Consider the following 19,450-nt stretch of genomic DNA (forward strand, 5'->3'; position numbering starts at 1 on the left):
GACGATTTCGTTCTCGTTCTTAATAATGGCTATTTGCCGGTGGGTTGAGTTACTATTAAAGGACTGAGTTACAGAAATCGCCCTCAACTACATCAAGTCGAAAAACATGAATTCATCCGGCTTCTGAATCCGGTACGTTTTTAACCACTGCTTCAGGACGCTGGGGTCAGCAAACGCTTTTACGTTGGACTTGATTTGCTTGATATCCCGCTTTAGTTGGGCAATATCGCTGTTCAGACTAAACTCCAGGGCTATCCTTGAACTAACGGCAAAGGCCGGTTTGCCCGTCATGGCGGCCAGTTCGTTCTGAAGCGCAAACAACTCCTCGTCCAGTTCCTGGGTCTGCTGCTTCAAAATTTTGTTATAGTACTTGAGTTGCTCTTCGGCCAGGCTTTCCAGATGGGCTTGGTCAATACGGTCGAATTCGAGCTGCAGGCGCAGTAGAGCCAGCAAGTCACTTTTTTCATACGCTTCCGTTACCCGGTGCATGATTTCCGTTTTGCGCCCTTTCTCGGCTTCATCGGGTTCCCGGTCGGGGTGAAATGCCTTCACCAGATCCATGTATAGTGTTCGGACCGCTTTGGTAATCTTCTGGGCTTCGGCCTGTTTTTTAGCTTCGCGTTCCTGCTGTTTGGCCGTTTTGGGTTTATCCGCTTTTTGTCGCTTATTTCTTTCCTGTTCGGCCTGCTGCTGCGCTAGTTTTTCCTGCATATAGGCGGCCATTTTTTGCGGATCACTTACGTCAGCATCGTCTTCGAACTGGATGCCAAACATAGCTTCCATCATCTCCTTCATCATGTCGGCCGTTTGCTCGTCGGCTTGGGTATTGACCTGATCAAAACCTTCGCTGTTATACTTGCTGTAGATGGGCTTGAGGTCGTCAATACCGTAGGTTGAAATCAATTCGAAGGCTATTTTCTGGATGAGGTCCACCAGCTTCTTCTTCTCAGTTTTCGTAAATGGTTTCGTATCATGCATCCTATCGAACAGGCGCACCATCTCGGCCCGGAACTGGCTGTATTGCTCTAACAGTGGCCGGTAATCCTTCTGCACCCGCTGCTGAATATGTACGGTCGCTTCGCGCAGATCGTGCAGGTTGTCTGTCAGTGTTTCAATTTTGCGGGTCAGTCGGTTAAACTCTTTCTGCGATTTCGAGAGAACGGCACTATCCTTTTTTGCCCCAATGTGGACAATATGCTGCGAGCCTGGAGAGGACATATCACTTAGACTGTTGAGAGAACGAAGGTACGACAGCGGGGTAAAAAATCCTGAAAATTTGGGGGACAATCCCCCAGAGCCATACTTCGTACCGTGCCTTCTTCTAATGCCCACATGGCTATGCGACTGATAGAGAAAATTGCCCGGTTCGATGCGCATCAGCGATTCCTTATTGCCTTAGTGGTAGCGGGAGTGGCGTATTTTGTGGTTCCAAAAGACTTTAATGTACCGGCTCGCATTACATCAATTTGGGTTGCGTTTGCGTTGATGGTACTAGTCTTGTCCTGGACCGCTATCCTTGTTCTGCATCCGCGCGATTTGCCAAAGCTATCCCGCATGCAGGATTCGAGCCGGACCTGGATACTGTTTTTTTCGTTGGCGGCTGCGCTGGCCAGTCTGTTTGCCGTTAGAGCCTTACTCAATTCAGTGGATGCCAACAGGCAGGAGCATCTTATACTGCCCATTGTGGCTGTTGGGAGCGCCTGGAGTTTGGTGCACACTCTTTTTACTCATCGGTACGCCCACCTGTATTATGGTAGTAGTGCAAGCCAGCAGAAAAGACCGGGTGGACTGGATTTTTTGGATGATACCGAGCCGGACTACCTCGACTTTGCCTATTTTTCCTTCATCATCGGCATGACCAGTCAGGTATCCGACGTGACCATTGGCTCAAAAGTTATTCGACGAACGGCTCTGGCTCACGGTGTACTGTCTTTTATTTTCAACGTGGTCATTATTGCGCTTACAATCAGCAGCCTTTCCAACTAGCCTCAATCGGCGTGCCGATTACGGGGACGAGCCTGTTTTTTGGCTTGTTCCTGCTCATAGGCTTCACGCTGACGCTTGTCGGCAGCGAGGTTACGATACAATCCGTTCAGGACGTATAAATCATCGACTTCGTCGATTAAGCGGTGAAGTTGTTCACGCACCTGGGTAATATTCATGGTATCAGGTAAATTTATTTCAGTACTCAGAACCGCTGGATAAGGAAGCCACTCGGTCAAAAACGATAACACAACATAATGTGCCTGATATAGTTCGGCTGTTTTTCGGACTGTTCGAATGCTTTGCAACACCTGTGTCTGACTGGTTTAGCCAGGCCATTGAATACTTATTCGACACAAAAGGGTTACGAACATAGTTACTGTTACGACTCACAAAGGTGAGCGATCAATTACAAAACGGTCAGCATATAGTGCCTGTTCAATCTCCCGGCTAATTTTTCGACCATTTATTCCTTTTTTATTCCGGTCGAAAATCCAAAATTCCGGGATTGTCGTAAGTGTATCGAACGCTTGGCTGTTCAAAACCGAATTATTCCGTATGAAAAACCAACAAGAAGAAGTAAGCCTAGGCATGTTGCCGGGTCAATTAGAGCCGGTACGAGTAGGACGCCGGCTATTCCTGCGCTATGCAGGCGCCTTTGCTGCTGGCGGTGCTGTTCTGGCTTCCTGTAAGAATGGTGAAGAAAACCCAACGACCGTAATGGCACCGGTAGATTTAGGAACAGGAGATGTCGGTATCCTAAACTACGCCTATGCACTGGAACAACTGGAAGCGGCTTTTTACACACAGGTAATCGCTACGCCTTACAGCGGTATGACAGATGCGGAGAAAACGCTCCTGACCGATATTCGCAATCATGAAATCATCCACCGTGAGTTTTTCAAAGCGGCTCTTGGTGCCAATGCCATCGCTGGTCTGACGCCCAATTTCACGGCTATTACCTTCACCGACCGGGCAAGCGTACTCAACACAGCCAAAGCATTTGAAGATTTAGGTGTATCAGCTTATAACGGTGCTGGTTCGTTGATTAAAGATGTAAACTACCTGGCGCTAGCCGGTAAGATTGTATCGGTAGAAGCCCGTCATGCAGCCGCCATTCGCGACCTGCTGAGCCCAAAATCAGCCGATTTTGCGGGGGATGATGTCGTAGCGCCTGCAACGGGCCTTGATAAAGCATCTGCTCCGTCTGTTGTGCTACCCATTGCCCAAACGTTTGTTAAAACGCAGATTACGGCCACTAACCTTCCGAAGTAAACCAACGCTATGAATTTATTTAAGATAATCTCTGATATAGAGCAGATTGACCCCGAAATCAGTGAGCGTTACAGCTTCTATTCGCGTCGGAATCTTCTCAAGTTTGGCTCCAATTTGGTAGCCGCTGGTATTCCTGCCATCGTTGCGGGTAGTTTAAATAAGGCACTGGCTCAGTCGGGTGCTCCTTCCGCAGCTGCTGTGGCTGTGTTGCAGTATGCGCTCACGCTGGAGTATCTGGAAGATGAGTTTTACCGCATGGGGCTGGCCGCTGCCGGTCTGGTGCCCGCTTCGGACCGGACCGTTATTTCGCAGATAAGCAAGCATGAGGCTGCCCACGTAGCTTTGTTGAAAGGTGCGCTGGGAACAGCAGCCGCTGCTAAACCAACGTTCAAGTACCCAGCCGGTACCTTTACAAGTTATCCAACGTTTCTGGCCACAGCCCGGGCTTTGGAAGATACGGGTGTAGCTGCTTACAAAGGACAGGCAGGTGAACTAATCAACGACAAACCCATCCTGACAACGGCGCTACAAATCCACTCGGTTGAAGCACGCCATGCGTCGGAGGTTCGTCGGATACTGGGCTTGAAAGGATGGGTTTCCGATACGGCTCAAACGACATTTACCCAGGGTGGAGTTGCGTTGAAAACATTGCCAAACACAACGGGCTTCTCCGATGATTCATTCCGGGAAGCCTTTGACGAGCCTTTGACCAAAGCGCAGGTTTTGGCCATTGCGGCCCCATTTCTTGGGTAGTAGTATATAATAGGGAGACCGGGAAACCGGTAGGGTGACGGAAGGCATCGGGGATTTTCCCTGGTGCCTTTTTTTGTCCCCTACTTTTCCAATCCGTCGCTTTTTTCGTTGCTTGCGTCAAAATTCGCTATCTCTGGCGGTTCCGGCATGAAATTTATCCGCATTTTCCTCATAGTGCTGCTAGCACTAGTTGTCTTGATCCTGGTGTTCCTGGCGATTAGCCTGGCTCCGGTCGATGATACGCCCTACCAGGAAATGGTTTATTACCGACAAACAAAACAACGCCTGGAACAACTGCCTGCACCACTACCGGCCACGGCTCCACTGCGGGCAGGTTGGGCAAAAGCAAATATTACACCTCCCTACACCACGCCTACCGGTGGTTATGGTGCCCGCCGGGGTAAGCATTGGAACATTGTCAGCGATTCAATTTTTGCCCGGGCTATCATGCTGGATAATGGGGGCACGAAGGTGGTAATTGTTGGGTTAGACCTGTTGATTACCCCGCCTACAGTGGTCGCATTGTTGAAAAAGCGCTTGCCGGAAGTAGGGCTTAGATGGGAGAATATGTACATGGGAGCCATCCATTCGCATAACAGTATTGGCGGTTGGGCACCGGGACTGGTAGGCGAACTAATTGCCGGTGAATACGACGAAAAAATCGTGACCCGCATTACCGATGGTGTGCTGAATGCCATTCGGGAGGCTCAAAAAACGATGGCTCCTGTACAGATCGGTTTTGGCCAGACGGATGCAACGGATCATATCTACAATCGACTTGGGAACTCCGGCCCGACCCGCCCGCTTGACGGATTGATTCGTCTGCTCAAACTACAGAAGACTACTACGGGCGAATCGGCCCTGCTTTGTACGTTTGCTGGTCATGCCACGCTGTTCGAGGACAGTATGTGGAACTACCTCAGCCGCGATTACCCCGGTTCGCTGGTTGATCGGCTGGAAAAGAAGTCGGCAGATTTTGCGGTCTTTCTGGCGGGGGCAGTGGGCAGTACCGGACCCGAGGCAAAGGGGAATACCGATTTTGCCGAAATTCGTAACTACGCGGGTGATCTGGCCAGCCGCATCGAGCAGATTGTACCCACCATTCAAACCCAATCCGACAGTAGTCTGGCCATTCTTACGCTGCCACTGGATCTACGCGAACCACACCCGCGCGTGATTGGAAACTGGCGGGTGAGACCCTGGTTGTTTTACAGCGTATACGGCGATTATCCATCCGATCTGAAAGCCCTGCGCGTTGGCCAGACCGTACTATTGGGCACTCCCTGCGATTTTTCGGGGGAATTTGTCGCTGATTTTACCCCATTGGCAAAGAAGAAAGCAGTGAATCTGATGATTACCAGTTTTGAAGGGGGGTACATTGGCTACATAACGCCCGACGCTTACTATAACCGCTCAACCTACGAAGTCCGCGATATGAACTGGTTCGGCCCCTACAACGGGGCTTATTTTGAGGAAATGATGATGGGGCTGCTGGAAAAAATATAGTCGTTTCTTCTTCGGGAACTGACCGATGTAAGTTCCCGAAGAAGAAACGACTAAGCATATACCAGGTTTCAGGCGTTCATTTTCACCAGCGCGTTTCCCCGAAGCACTGGAACGACATCGTAAAGATCGTGCTGGAGACAGTAGGAAATATCCTTCTGGATGCCCAGTCGCTGGAGCCTGCGGATGTGGGATGCGTTGGCCATGTAGGCCAGCAGATTACCCTTACCCTCACTGTATAACCGCCAAGCCATAATAGCACTGTCTTCGGCCATGGCATAACTGTCTTTTAACCGTTCGACCAGCGCACCGGCAAACAGGGTATCTTCCAGATTGACACGGCCTTTCCAGCCTGCGCAAAGCACCATTACATCATACCCCTCAGTTTTGAGATAGCGTACAAGTGCCTCCAGATTCAGGAACGACCCTACCAATACTTTAACCGCCGACCGGGAGCGGGTTATCGCCAAAGTACCGTTAGTGGTGGTCATGGCCACGTTGGCCCCCCGGATGCGCTGGTCCATGTACGTGAACGGGGAATTATCCAGCTCAAATCCGTCAACCTTTTTTGCATTACGTTCAGCAGCGGCCAGATAGCCCCGTTCCTGCCACTGGTGGCATTCCTCAATGGTGGCTACCGGAATAATACTGTTCACGCCATACGCAAAGGCCGTTACCATGCACGAAGTAGCCCGAAACACATCAGCAACCACCACAATCGTGTTTTCAATGGTGTGCAGGTGCAAGAGGTCGGGCGTTAAGCAAACGTCAATTTGTTTCATAGAAGGGTATCAGAACCGGATTTACAGGATTCTTAGTCATCTTGTAAATAATAAAAATCCTGTAAATCCTGGTGCTGACTATTTTTTTACAAAGGGGAGTTTAACGACCTGAGCTTTGAGCAACTTGCCCCGGACGCTGACAAAAATTTCGGAGCCGAGTTTGCTGAAGGCCGTTTGTACGTAACCCAATCCAACCCCTTTGCCCAGCGTGGGCGACTGGGTGCCGGACGTTACCTCGCCAATGGGCGTGCCCTCGGCATTGGTCAATTCGTAGTGGCCACGGGGCACACCCCGGTCAATAAGTTTAAAGCCAATCAATTTACGCGGTACGCCCTGCTCTTTCTGCGCTTTCAGCACATCGGCATCGATAAACGGATGGGTAAATTTAGTCACCCATCCCAGGCCCGCTTCAATGGGTGATGTTTCGTCGGTGATGTCGTTGCCATAAAGGTTGTAACCCATTTCGAGCCGTAGCGTGTCGCGGGCACCGAGGCCGATGGGTTTGATGCCGTATGGCTCGCCCGCTTTCATAATAGCATTCCAGACGATTTCTGCCTGATGGTTGGATACGTAAATCTCGAAGCCTCCTGCACCCGTGTACCCCGTTGCGGATACAATGACATTAGCGCAGCCGGCAAAATCGGTTTTCTCAAAGGTGTAGTACTCCATCGAATCCAGATCGGCTTCGGTGAGTGACTGCAATGCTTTAGCGGCCAGCGGCCCCTGCACGGCAAACAGGCACATGTTGTCCGACACGTCGATCATCGTCAAGGGATAATCCGATGCGTACTGGCTGATCCAGTTCCAGTCTTTTTCGATGTTGGATGCGTTCACCACGAGCATATACTCCAGCTCATTGATGCGGTACACCAGCAGGTCGTCCACAATACCGCCCCGGCCATTAGGCAGGTAGCTGTACTGCACTTTTCCATCGAACAGTATGCTGGCATCGTTAGCCGAAACGCGCTGAATCAGGTCCAGTGCTCCTTCGCCTTTGAGGATAAACTCACCCATGTGTGAGACATCGAAAATGCCGACGCTGTTCCGGACGGTATTGTGTTCGTCGAGGTCGGACGAGTAGCGAACGGGCATCTCAAAACCCGCGAACGGTACAATTTTAGCACCCAACTGCTGATGAATGTGATGAAGGGGAACCTGCTTTAGCGACATGTATACGGGGTTATCGGGCAAATTTACAAAACAGATTACGGGATTCCAGCCTAGTGCCCGACGAATTAGCTCAGTACAGGCTGAAGTTAATGGGCAGGTTATATTTTACCCGCACTTTTTTCCCTCGCTGAACCCCGGGCTTCCATCGGCCACTCATTTTTCTTACGACCCGAAGGGCTTCCTTATCAACATCGGGATGAACCCCTTTCATCACTTCGTAATCGCACAGCGAACCGTCGGTACACACCACAAAACTGACAAATACCTTACCTTGTATACCCTCTTTTTGAGCACTGACAGGGTAGCTAAGGTTTTCACTCAGAAAATTTCCGAGTCCAGCCATGCCTCCCGGAAATTCCGGCTGCTGTTCAAGAACCGTGTAACGAACAACGTCAGCCTGTCCCGTCCTGGTCTGCCCTTCTTTTAGTACACCATCGACATATTTCTCCTCATAAGAGTAGGAGTTATCGGCGTACCGACCTATCCAGTCGCCGTGTTTGAGCCCGTCTTTATAGCTTCCCTCTTCGGTGAAGGTGGTGTAAACACTGGTATCGGCGTACGATTCCCGACGTTCTACCAGAATGGCCCGGCCGTTGCCTTTATCGACCAACTGCCGCCCGGTACTGTCCCAGAAGGCGATGACCTGCTCCGGAATATCGGTTCCAATTTTCCGTTCGCTCACCCCCGTGCTGATCTTTCTGATTTGACCATTGGGATACCACGACGTTACGGCTTCCTTCGTGTCGAATGTCTCTGCTTTTCGGGACACCACTCCATTGGGGTGATAGTATAGTTCTTCGCCCACTCGTTTTCCATTCTGGTAATAAGCCTGACGAACACGGTTGCCATCTTCGTCAGTGGCTACCAGTATACTTTCCCACTGTACATTAGCGTTTTGGTGTCCCGTCAAATGGACCCATTTTCCAGTGGCTGTTTTATATGATTTTAGCTTACGGGTTATGGGGAACCGATTTATTAGCTTCCAGGATTTATCTTTCCGCTCGTATAATACGATGTCGCCCGTCGGTAATCTTGTCACATTTATTGGCGTGATCTGCTTGTATTGGGCTCTAGCACTGTCTGCCAGTGGTTCAAGTTTAGCATCGAAATACAGAATTTTCGACTCATTCTGATACACAAACGGCTCATTTTTAGCAAATGTGATGGGGATGTTCATTTGCTGACGCACGGCTTTACCACCTTTCAGGGCGGGCTTCCAGGCCCGAAAAAGCGAGAACACCCGTATGGCTTCCTGATCCATATCGGGACGCAGACTCTTTAGTACGCTGACGTCCGACACACTGCCGTCCGGCTCAATAACACTGCTTATAATAACGCGCCCACCCAGCCCCTCGGCTTCGGCGGCTATTGGTTTGCGCAGGTTGGTCTGAAGATACGTATTGAGAAAGGCTATACCTCCGTGTGGTACGGCCACACTATCTACGTCGAAATCTTTATAAGCGGGTTGCTGGGCCAGTGCTGGCGGGCATACTAATAGAAGAAGGAGGCAAAGAAGGCGTATGAACATGGCTGAGAGGTGTTTTAAGGACGTCCCAAAATTACGTATTCATCCGTAAAAATTAGTTTGTTTTCAGGGAGCTGTTGCCCGTATGGAGAGTCGTTCGACACCAGCAGCAACGAGCGCTTCCAGTTGAGATTCGGAAGCCCCGTCGGCAACGATCTTGACCCCTACCGAACGGGGAACGAGGGTGCGAAATTGAACTGCCTGATCGAGCAAAAAGGGGAGTGGCAAAGCCCCCGTCGCATTCTTTACGAAATCGACCCCGGCATCGGTAGCCTGTTTGATAACCAACTGGGTTTGTGCTGCATCCAGCAGCGACGATTCCAGAATGACCGTAGCGAATTTCTCGGACCGATGAACCAGCGAAACCAGTTTAGCCAGTTCGATCTTTATCCAGCCCGATGAGGACGAAAAAAGGGCCGAAGTATTCAGGACTACTTCGATCTCACTGGCACCATCAGCCAGTGCCAGTTCTATTTCGGATTGCTTGGCTTCAGTACGCTGATAGCCAAAGGGAAAACCGACTACCGTAGCCAGCATGGCCGGGTGGGTCTCGCCCAGTTCGCGCCGAAATTTCTTCACCCAGAAGGGAGCCACCGTCATACCGGCCAGCCCCAGTTGCGTCACCTCATCGAGCGCGTCGTACTGCTCGCTTATGGTAACGTCGGGATGGATTAACGTCCGTTCGATGTAGGGGAAGAGGTGATTCACGTTTTAATGAGTGGAAGAGCGAAAGAATGAAAAAGTGATTTTTCAGAACCTACTTTCGCTTTTCTTTCGCTCTTTCACCCTTTATGAATTCAGATACTTTAGTTTTATCACCTCTTTGGGGTCGAGGAAGCGCCATTTACCACGGGGCAATTCTTTTTTGGTCAGGCCCGCGTAGGTGGTCCGGTCAAGCTTGCTGACTTCATAACCGAAATGCTCAAACATCCGGCGTACAATCCGATTGCGGCCGGAGTGAATTTCGATACCCACTACGTAGGCGTCGGGCGTTACAATGCTGAGGGCATCAGGTTTGATGGGGCCATCTTCCAGTTCGATTCCTTTTTTGAGGGCTTCAAAATGCTCGTCGGTGATGGGCTTATCCAACTCGACCTGGTATATTTTACGGACGTTGTTGGATGGGTGCGTGAGTTTATCGGCCAGTTCCCCATCGTTCGTAAAGAGCAGTAATCCCGTGGTGTTGCGGTCCAGCCGGCCAACCGGATACATCCGAAAATTGCCCGCATCGGCTACCAGCTCCATAACGGTTTTGCGTTCTTCGGGATCTTCGGTGGTGGTGATGTAATCTTTTGGTTTGTTTAGCAGTACGTAGACAAAACGCTCCGGATTTAGAGTTTTGGTGCCGTATTTGACGGTATCACCTTCTTTTACCTGGAAACCCATCTCGGTTACGACTTTACCATTTACCGAGATATCGCCCCGCGTAATCAGTTCGTCGGCTTCCCGGCGCGAGCAAACGCCCGAATTGGCAATGTACCGGTTCAACCGGGTGGTAGTCGACCCATCGGTACGATCCCGAACGCTTACGCGTTTTGGCTTCTCGTCGTCCTGCTTACGCTCCCCCCGTGGACCATCAGTGCGGGCCCGTCCGGCAAACCGATTACGCGACTCCTCCAGATTATAGTTGGGTGCTTTGGTGTACATACCCGTACGGCGGTCACCCGACTCTTTCCGTTGCTGCCCGGTAAAACGAGAATCCTCGTCCCGGCTGTTATCGTTGTTGAAACGTTCGCGGTTGCGCTCGTCTGCTTCCGGACTAAACCCGCCTACTCGCTTGAATGCCGGTTTGTCGGGTCGGTTACCCCGGCTCTGACCACGGGAAAGGCGGGATGCGCCATCCTTATTTGCGTCACTGGACCAGTTGTTGTCGCGGGAGCCCTCGTTCCGACCAAAACGGGGAGGACCGGCGGGTTTACCATCACGGGGGCGCTCATCACGACCGGGCCGATCACGGCTGGAGTCGTTCCGGTCCGTTGAAAAACGAGGCCGCTCATCCCGGTTAAAACGGGGAGGGCCGGAGGGCCGAAAACCATTTCCGGAAGGTCTGCCGCTACCTTCTTCCCGGCCACGTCGGCTATCGCCCTCGCGGCTGTCACGCCGGTCGCTGTCAAAATGGGGCTTGTCTGACGGGAATCGACTGGTACGGTTGAAATCCGGGCGATCGCCAGAACCACGTTCGGAACGCGGAGAACGGGAATCTCTGTCGTCGCGCCCTGAGCGACGATCATCGGACCGCTGGTTGCTGTCACGGCCAAACCGGGGGCTGTCCTGCCGGGGGCCATCCTTTCGGGGACGATCTGAACTCGACCGATTATCAGTATCTCTGGGAAAGCGCGCTGGCTTATCGGACCGGCCTCCCGAATTGCCTGAATCCCGGCTAAAACGGGGGCTCGATGACCCCGGACCATATGACCGGGACCCTCCAGTCCCAGACCGATCGTTGTCGGTAGGGCGGCTGAATTTAGGCCGGTCGTTGTCCCGGCTAAACCGAGGACCGTCTGGTCGGGGGCGATCATCCCCCGGTTTGCGAACGTCATCCCGACGATCGGTAGAACGTCCCGCCCGCCGTTGCGGGTCACCATCGCGGCTTGATCCGGTACTCCGGTCGCGGTCGTTCTTCTCTGAATCCTGACTCATGGAAAATAATGTAAATCAAAAATTATTGTATAGTAATCTGGCTGATTATCAGCGCTTAGTCTTCATAAGGTAAGTGGGCCACAAAGGTAGTACTAAATTCAGAATGGTGTATTTTATAATGAGCCTTACTATAGGCAAGTCGACTCGTTGATGCTTCGGCTGTTTTCCTGGTGCCCGGATTTTCTTCAGGAGCTATCAGAATCAGCATTACCTTATTTTATCTTTATTTTAGAAAGATTTACAACGTACCCAGGGGGTTTCTCTAATAAGCTGTCCCATCTAGTAGACGGCTAATGTTAACAGTAGTTGATTGGTTTAAATTCAGACTCTTCCGGTTCGGCAATTGATTATTCTGCCACTCATTCTTTCCCGGCCAGTACCGAAGCTCCTTTTATAGCGGAATGGCTGTTGAATCAACGGGCGTATCCGTCGCTGATAATAGTACCGATTTATGTACGGGATTACCTGCAAAGCAGCCAGCGAAGCGTTAATGCCTGTTCGGGCGGTTATGGCAATCAGGGTTCTGACAAATCATGGCACTACCTGTGTCCTGGTTTGCAAAAGACCAGAATTTAACGCCTGCACCTACACAAAAGCCGAGCTGGTATCGGGTAGAGCATTTAGGTAAGCCCGACAATAAGCCTATTTTTGCCTGGACTATTTTCTGCAAAACTGACTCAATCCTTCTATGGCTTTCCTTCCTAAACACTCTTCTCGTGTTGTACCAGGTGTTTTCCTACTGGCTGGTCTCGGTTTGTTTATGGGTGCCTGGATGATGAAACCCGCTCCACCTACCTCACCTAATGTGGTCCTATTCTTTATGGACGACATGGGGTATGGTGATTTATCCGTAACGGGTGCGCTGGCTTATACTACGCCAAACCTGGACAAAATGGCCGCAGAAGGCACTCGTTTTACCAATTTCCTGTCAGCTCAGGCCGTTTGTAGTGCGTCGCGGGCGGCCTTACTAACGGGTTGCTATCCTAACCGCCTGGGTATTTCCGGTGCATTAGGACCTAACTCACCCGTTGGCCTGAATCCGGATGAAGAAACCCTGGCCGACCTGCTGAAAGAAAAGGGCTATGCTACGGGTATTTTCGGCAAATGGCACCTGGGCGATAAAAAGGAATTTTTGCCCTTACAACAGGGATTCGATGACTATTATGGCGTACCCTATTCGCACGATATGTGGCCGCTACACCCGAATCAGGCGCAGGCCCACTACCCGCCCCTCCGCTGGATTGACGGGAACGAACCAGGACCGGAGATCAGGAATTTAGATGATGCCGGTCAGATTACCCGTACCATTACCGACCGGGCCATCTCGTTCATTCGAAAACACCGCAAAAAGCCGTTTTTCCTGTACGTGCCGCATCCATTGCCACATGTACCGCTGGCGGCTTCCGGTCAGTTTAAAGGCAGGAGTGCCCGGGGTATTTTTGGCGATGTACTGACTGAATTGGACTGGTCTGTGGGGCAGGTTTTAGCGGAGATAAAAAAGCAGGGACTGGATGAAAATACGCTGGTCCTTTTCATCAGTGATAACGGCCCCTGGCTAAATTATGGTGATCATGCCGGCTCAACGGGTGGATTTCGGGAAGGCAAAGGAACCTCGTTTGAAGGGGGACAGCGGGTACCCTTTCTGGTTCGCTGGCCGGGTATGGTACCGGCAGGGCGGGTAAGCAACAAACTGCTGACCGCCCTTGATATTCTGCCAACAGTAGCGAAACTCTGTGGCGCCCGATTACCCAAAAAACGGATTGATGGCGTTGACTGGACGGCATTATTGAAAGGGGATAATACGGTAACACCCCGCGAAAAATTTTACTACTATTATCGAAAAAATAGCCTGGAAGCCGTTCGACAGGGCGAATGGAAGTTAGTATTCGCTCATCCCGGCCGAACGTATGAAGGGTTCCTGCCGGGTAAAGATGGGAAACCCGGCCCCAGTACAGAGAGTCACCAATTTCCAATGGCACTGTATGACCTGCGTCGTGATCCCGGTGAGCGATACGACGTACAGGAGCAACATCCTGATGTAGTGGCCGAACTGGAAAAGGTGGCTGAAGAAGCAAGAGCCGATCTGGGAGACGACATACAGAAAAAAACCGGTGCCAATGTGCGTGAGGCAGGCCATGCCGACCAATAAGCTGCTTGCCCGTTGATTTAGCTATGTGCCGTGTACGGATAGAGTCCATTCGTACACGGCATTGTCAATTATATCGAGTACCCGAATCTGGGAAGGCATTTTACCGACGAAGCAATCCACAGAAGCCAAACGTCGTTAGTGAATAGTTATAGGTGCGCCTTTCCTTCCTGTTTTACCTGTCTCTGACCAGCTATTACCCTATTCTGTATGTCCGATCCGGCCCTGACTCCGCTTTACACGCCAACCCGATCATCCATTGAGCAGTCGTTGATGAAGCGATATATGAATTGGCTGTTCATCAAAAAAGGACTCTACTTTCGGGATTACGACGACTTATGGGATTGGTCGGTAACGGATCTGGAAGATTTCTGGGAAAGCATCTGGCAATTCTTCGATGTACAGAGCCATACGCCGTACTACCAGGTTGTTTTCAAGCCGAGCCAGCAGGATATGATTGGAACAACCTGGTTTTTGGGAGCAACCCTCAACTACACCGAACACATCTTTCGCCACAAAACACCGCAGCGCCCCGCCATACTGTTTGCTTCTGAACAACAGCCAACGGCAAGAAGCATGTCGTGGGATGTGCTGGAGCAACAGGTAGCATCCGTTGCCGCTTTCCTGCGGCAACAGCGTGTGGGCGTTGGCGACCGGGTAGTGGCTGTGCTGCCCAATGGCCCGGAAGCCGTTATCGCGTTTCTGGCAACCAATGCCATTGGCGCTGTCTGGTCGAGTTGCTCGCCCGATTTTGGTACGGCCAGTGTAGTGGATCGTTTCCAGCAGATTGAGCCTAAAGTGCTGTTTGCTGTGGATGGATATACTTACAATGGCAAACGAATTGATAAAGTCGACTCCATTTCATCGCTATGCACGCAACTCCCTACCCTCCAGCAGGTAGTATGGGTCAATTATATCGATAGTACCAGTTTGCCCGCCAAATCAGTATCTTGGCAGGAAGTCATTTACACGCCAGCACCCGAGGGATTAACGTTTGAGCCGGTTCCCTTCGGGCATCCCATCTGGATACTGTACTCATCGGGCACAACCGGCAAACCCAAGGCGATTACGCACAGTGTGGGCGGTTGCCTGCTCGAACACATGAAAGTGCTGGCACTGCATCAGGATGTACACCAGGGTGACCGGTACTTCTGGTATTCCACCACGGGCTGGATGATGTGGAACTTTGCCATCGGCTCTATGCTGGTAGGAGCAACGCTCGTGCTTTACGAAGGAGCAGCCGGCTATCCGGACATGAATGCGCTGTGGAAACTGGCTCAGGAAACGCATATTGTTCATTTTGGCAGTGGAGCCGCTTATTACCTCGCCTGTTTGCGAGCCGGATTGAAACCGATGGATACTGTCAGCTTGCCGCACCTGCGAACGATTGGCTCTACCGGATCACCCCTTCCGCCGGAAGGGTTTCGGTGGATATACGAGTCCGTCAAGCAGACTGTCTGGCTTATCTCGTTCAGTGGCGGAACGGATATTTGCAGCGGATTTGTGGGGGGGAATCCGTTGTTACCCGTTTACGAAGGAGAAATTCAGTGCCGGTTGCTGGGTAGCCACGTCGAAGCGTACGATGAGAAAGGTAAACCCGTTCGGGAGCAGCTGGGCGAAATGGTTATCCTGGAACCCATGCCCTCAATGCCCATTTACTTCTGGAATGACCGTAGCGACGGAACGCGGAACACCGGAACCCAGAATAATGACCGCTATCGAAAGAGTTACTTCGACGACTATCCCGGTATATGGCGGCACGGTGACTATATTCAGATCACGCAGCGGAATGGTGTTATCATTTATGGGCGGTCAGATGCTACCCTCAATCGGGCCGGGGTTCGTATTGGCACCAGCGAAATTTACAGTGCGGTAGAAAGTCTGCCCGAAATAAACGACAGTCTGGTTGTGGGCTTAGAGCGGCCTGGTGGCCAGTATTTTATGCCACTATTTGTGGTATTGAAGCCGGGAGTCTCTCTGACAGACGAGCTGACAACGCGTATCAAACGGACGCTCCAGAGCCAGTTTAGCCCCCGCCATGTACCCGATGCTATTTATGCTGTCGACGAAATACCGTATACCATCAGCGGTAAGAAACTCGAAACGCCGGTAAAAAAGATTCTGTCGGGTATGGATGCCTCACTGGCTACCAGCCGGGACACGCTGCGCAACCCGGCCTCACTCGACCAGTTTAGCCACTTTAGCGGGTAAGCCGCAAGTCGTATATGTTCGTTCGTTTTGTGCAGCTAGCGATGTCTATATACAGGCTGCTCTGTACACAAACGGTGGATCTTTTCCCGACTACGCTTCAGCCGCATCTTAACGGTACTCTCCTTGAGGCTACAGGCATAGGCAATTTTGGCAATGCTCATACCATCTTCATACTTGAAATGTAACAGGGCTTTTTCCGAATCGGACAGCTTCTCAATGGCTCTACTAACCAGTTGAATAGCTTCTTCGCGCAATTGCTCATCGCTGGTATCAGCAGCCGCATAATCGAATCCATCCTCCATGCGCATCATGGGCAGTCGCTTGGCCAAACGAATTTGATCGGCACAGTAGTTGAACGCAATGGAATAGAGCCAGGTCGAGAAGTTGGATCGTTCCTGAAAGGCATTCAGCTTATTGAATACTTTCAGAAAAATATCATGCGTAAAATCTTCAGCCTTCAATGGATCTTTTACCATCGACAAACATCGGCGGTAAACTTTGTTAACGTATCGCTTGTAAAGTGTCTCGAAACATTGTTCTGGCTGGTTGGAAAAATACTGACGAATCATCTCTTCGTCAGAAACGAGAGTAATTTTTGAAGGTGTCATTTATGGGGTTAGTTTACCTAAGTAACTACTGTAAATAAAGTTAAACCCCTGATATATAGTTTATCGGAAAATGCTAAATATACTAAGCGGTAGGGAGGAATTTGGGTATATACAATGGGCTGTTTTGGTTATATAAGTGTAATCATTCGTTTATAAAATGCTCAAACATATGATCGACAGCTAGTTGTATTTTGGGTATTGAGTCGGAGTTTTAGTTTATAATTAACTTGTATGCTATTTGTGTTGACAAATAAAATCACATCTGTTACTTCGTTTATATTCTTTACTTTCGTCTAACTGCTATCAAAAAGGGGGTATCATATCCGCAGGAAACAACCGCTTCCTGTGGATATGATACCCCCTTTTTGAGGAGAAAATCCTGGCGTTAATTTCTCAGTGGCTTGCCACCCGTGAGCAGACTCTGAATTCGTTCCAGCGTTTTTTTCTCTCCCGTTAATGACAGGAAAGCTTCCCGTTCCAGATCAAGCAGGTATTGCTCCGACACGTTTTGCGGACTGCTAAGGTCGCCCCCGCAAATGACGTAGGCTAACTTGTCGGCAATTTTACGGTCATGGTCAGAAATGTACCGGCCCATGTGCATGGCCGTTACACCCGCCCTAAACAGCGCAATACCGGTTTTGCCCTGCACTTTTATGTCGGTACGGGGTTTGGGTTGCGTATACCCATTGTCGGCCAGTTCGATGGCGGCCTGTTTGGCTTCGGACAGTAAGCGGCTGCGATTCAGCACAATCTGGTCAGTAGCCCGGAGGTAATTCATTTCTCTGGCTTCCTGCGCCGACGTCGACACTTTGGCGGTAGCAATGTTCATGTACACACTTTGCAGGATGTTTAATTCCGGGTCGCCGGACTGGTAGAGGTCTGAGGCACGGGCGGCCATCTCTTTAGTGCCACCACCGGCAGGAATCAGGCCAACACCCACTTCTACTAGGCCAATGTAACTTTCGGCATGGGCCACAACCCGGTCGGCGTGCAGTACGGCTTCGCAACCGCCCCCCAGCGTGAGTGTATGCGGAGCCACCACCACCGGAATGGACGAATACCGCAGGCGCGTGATGAGCTTTTGGAACTGGGCAATCATCAGGTTGACTTCATCAAACTCCTGCTCTACGGCAAACATAAACAGAGTGGCCAGGTTAGCCCCTGCCGAAAAAGCATCGGTCGAGTCATTACCAACCACCAGCCCCCGGAAGTCTTTTTCAGCCAGCGAAATACCTTTGTTCAACGCTTCGGAAACCTCCTGCCCAAAGGTGTTCATCTTGCTGCGGAACTCCACGTTCAGGATGCCATCGCCCAGGTCGATGATGCTGGCGCCCGCGTTCTTCCAGACGATGTTGTTGCTCAGGTTCTCCAGGATGGTGAAGACTTCAGCCCCCGGAATGGCCTTGTAACTTTTGGTCGGAATGTCATAATACTGGCGCTTCCCGTTTTCAATTTTGTAGAAACTATCGAATCCGGCGGCCAGCATATCGTACACCCACTGCGCGGGCTTCTTTCCCTGCGCTTCAATCAAATCGAGTCCTTTTTGCACCCCGATAGCATCCCAGGTTTCGAACAGGCCCAACTGCCAGCCGAAACCGGCAGTAATGGCCGCGTCGATGCGGTAGAGTTCGTCCGAAATTTCGGGGATGCGATGGGTTGCGTACTGGAAACCGTCGGCAAAGGTTTTCCGGTAAAACTCACCCGCTTTGTCTTTACCATCAATCAATACCGGAAAGCGTTTTTTTAAACTGTCAATAGCCTTGGTACTCTCCAGCGTTGCAAACTTGACCTTCTCCGATGGTTTATATTCGTAGGTATTCAGGTCGAGGGCCAGAATCTGGGTCTGTCCCTTCTCGTCTTTTGTTTTCTTGTAGTAGCCCTGACCGGTTTTATCACCCAGCCATTTGTTCTCCATCAGTTTCTGCACCGAAGCAGGCAGTTCGAAACTCGCCCGCGACTCATCATGCTCCATCCTGACCAGATTACCGGCCACGTTGACCGTCGTATCCAGCCCGACTACATCCGACAGCCGGAACGTGCCCGACTTGGGTCGCCCTACCACCGGGCCGGTGAGTTTGTCTACCGCTTCTACGCCCAGCCCCAGTTCTTCGGCTACCCGAATGGTTTGAATCAACGACTGAATACCCAGTCGGTTGGCAATAAAACCGGGGGTGTCTTTGCCCAGCACCGTCGTTTTCCCCAGAAATAAATCGCCGTAGTTCATCAGGAAATCGACAACGGCGGGGTCGGTATCGGGGCCGGGAATAATTTCGAGCAAACGCAGGTATCGGGGCGGGTTGAAGAAGTGCGTGCCACAGAAGTTGCGTCGAAAATCGGCACTACGTCCTTCTGCCAGCAGGTGCATAGGAATACCCGAGGTGTTGGAGGTGATGAGCGTGCCGGGTTTACGGAACTGCTCCACCCGTTCGTACACCGAGCGTTTGATGTTCAGGCGTTCGACTACCACTTCGATGACCCAATCGCAGGTAGCAATCTCCTTCAGGTTATCATCGAAATTTCCCAGTTTGATTCGGTCCGCGAATTTGGGGCTATACAACGAAGCCGGGCTGGCTTTGAGCATCGTTTGGAACGCATCATTTACAATCCGATTCCGAACGAACGGGCTTTCGGTCGTTAATCCCTTTGCTTTTTCGGCCTCGTTCGGTTCCGCCGGAACGATATCCAGCAGTAAGACATCCACACCAATGTTGGCGAAGTGAGCCGCAATACGCGACCCCATAATGCCGGAGCCCAGCACGGCGACGCGACGGATGGTACGGTTTTTTACGCTTGTCTGTGGTTTTGTTAAGGTTGCTTCCATGTGTTTTGTTGGTCGGGTAACGGAATAAAGCCA

General features: G+C 51.1%; 15 protein-coding genes. 6 read left to right on the forward strand and 9 right to left on the reverse strand.

The window, feature by feature from the left end; all coding sequences use genetic code 11:
- Window positions 1-87 precede the first annotated feature (87 nt).
- Window positions 88-1,218: an SPFH domain-containing protein gene (locus B156_RS0107315; protein WP_018619014.1), complete on the reverse strand. Its 1,131-nt coding sequence runs from the start codon at window positions 1,216-1,218 to the stop codon at window positions 88-90.
- 114 nt (window positions 1,219-1,332) lie between these two features.
- Here B156_RS0107315 and B156_RS0107320 point away from each other — a divergent pair, with 114 nt between their 5' ends.
- Window positions 1,333-1,986 carry a DUF1345 domain-containing protein gene (locus B156_RS0107320; protein ID WP_018619015.1) on the forward strand — a complete coding sequence of 218 codons (654 nt, stop codon included), beginning with the start codon at window positions 1,333-1,335 and terminating at the stop codon, window positions 1,984-1,986.
- Between the two features lie 2 nt (window positions 1,987-1,988).
- Here the strand turns inward: B156_RS0107320 and B156_RS31745 are convergent, their stop codons facing one another.
- Entirely contained in the window at window positions 1,989-2,162 is a 174-nt protein-coding gene (locus tag B156_RS31745; protein ID WP_169518247.1) for a hypothetical protein, read from the reverse strand.
- A gap of 379 nt (window positions 2,163-2,541) precedes the next feature.
- Here B156_RS31745 and B156_RS0107330 point away from each other — a divergent pair, with 379 nt between their 5' ends.
- The 3 genes from B156_RS0107330 (at window position 2,542) to B156_RS0107340 (ending at window position 5,517) form a co-directional block, all read left to right on the forward strand.
- Window positions 2,542-3,258: a ferritin-like domain-containing protein gene (locus B156_RS0107330; protein WP_018619017.1), complete on the forward strand. Its 717-nt coding sequence runs from the start codon at window positions 2,542-2,544 to the stop codon at window positions 3,256-3,258.
- Between the two features lie 9 nt (window positions 3,259-3,267).
- The gene (locus tag B156_RS0107335) at window positions 3,268-4,011 is read left to right on the forward strand and encodes a ferritin-like domain-containing protein (RefSeq protein WP_018619018.1); all 744 of its coding nucleotides are present in this window, start codon (window positions 3,268-3,270) and stop codon (window positions 4,009-4,011) included.
- Window positions 4,012-4,158: 147 nt separating this feature from the next.
- Window positions 4,159-5,517, forward strand: coding sequence for a neutral/alkaline non-lysosomal ceramidase N-terminal domain-containing protein (locus B156_RS0107340; protein WP_018619019.1), 1,359 nt, complete (start codon window positions 4,159-4,161; stop codon window positions 5,515-5,517).
- Window positions 5,518-5,585: 68 nt separating this feature from the next.
- On the opposite strand, the gene B156_RS0107345 is transcribed toward B156_RS0107340, so the two are convergent.
- The 5 genes from B156_RS0107345 to B156_RS0107365 form a co-directional block, all read right to left on the reverse strand.
- Complete coding sequence (locus B156_RS0107345) at window positions 5,586-6,296, reverse strand: 2-phosphosulfolactate phosphatase (protein WP_018619020.1); 711 nt, start codon at window positions 6,294-6,296, stop codon at window positions 5,586-5,588.
- Window positions 6,297-6,374: 78 nt separating this feature from the next.
- The gene (gene gcvT / locus B156_RS0107350; RefSeq protein WP_018619021.1) at window positions 6,375-7,466 is read right to left on the reverse strand and encodes a glycine cleavage system aminomethyltransferase GcvT; all 1,092 of its coding nucleotides are present in this window, start codon (window positions 7,464-7,466) and stop codon (window positions 6,375-6,377) included.
- 70 nt (window positions 7,467-7,536) lie between these two features.
- Window positions 7,537-8,994 carry a TonB family protein gene (locus tag B156_RS0107355; RefSeq protein WP_018619022.1) on the reverse strand — a complete coding sequence of 486 codons (1,458 nt, stop codon included), beginning with the start codon at window positions 8,992-8,994 and terminating at the stop codon, window positions 7,537-7,539.
- Window positions 8,995-9,057: 63 nt separating this feature from the next.
- On the reverse strand, window positions 9,058-9,699 hold the full coding sequence (locus B156_RS0107360; RefSeq protein WP_018619023.1) for a hypothetical protein: 642 nt from the start codon (window positions 9,697-9,699) through the stop codon (window positions 9,058-9,060).
- A gap of 81 nt (window positions 9,700-9,780) precedes the next feature.
- A complete protein-coding gene (locus B156_RS0107365) occupies window positions 9,781-11,631 on the reverse strand; it encodes a pseudouridine synthase (protein ID WP_018619024.1) in 1,851 nt (616 codons plus the stop codon).
- A gap of 760 nt (window positions 11,632-12,391) precedes the next feature.
- On the opposite strand from B156_RS0107365, the gene B156_RS0107370 reads away from it, so the two are divergent.
- Both B156_RS0107370 and B156_RS0107375 read left to right on the forward strand, forming a co-directional pair.
- Entirely contained in the window at window positions 12,392-13,780 is a 1,389-nt protein-coding gene (locus B156_RS0107370; protein ID WP_018619025.1) for a sulfatase family protein, read from the forward strand.
- A 207-nt stretch (window positions 13,781-13,987) separates the two neighbouring features.
- Window positions 13,988-15,988, forward strand: coding sequence for an acetoacetate--CoA ligase (locus B156_RS0107375; protein WP_026260668.1), 2,001 nt, complete (start codon window positions 13,988-13,990; stop codon window positions 15,986-15,988).
- Between the two features lie 35 nt (window positions 15,989-16,023).
- On the opposite strand, the gene B156_RS0107380 is transcribed toward B156_RS0107375, so the two are convergent.
- On the reverse strand, window positions 16,024-16,596 hold the full coding sequence (locus tag B156_RS0107380) for an RNA polymerase sigma factor (protein ID WP_084757677.1): 573 nt from the start codon (window positions 16,594-16,596) through the stop codon (window positions 16,024-16,026).
- A 385-nt stretch (window positions 16,597-16,981) separates the two neighbouring features.
- On the reverse strand, window positions 16,982-19,417 hold the full coding sequence (locus B156_RS0107385; RefSeq protein WP_018619028.1) for a 3-hydroxyacyl-CoA dehydrogenase/enoyl-CoA hydratase family protein: 2,436 nt from the start codon (window positions 19,415-19,417) through the stop codon (window positions 16,982-16,984).
- Window positions 19,418-19,450: the final 33 nt, after the last annotated feature.

Source organism: Spirosoma luteum DSM 19990 (genome assembly GCF_000374065.1).
Classification (GTDB): domain Bacteria; phylum Bacteroidota; class Bacteroidia; order Cytophagales; family Spirosomataceae; genus Spirosoma; species Spirosoma luteum.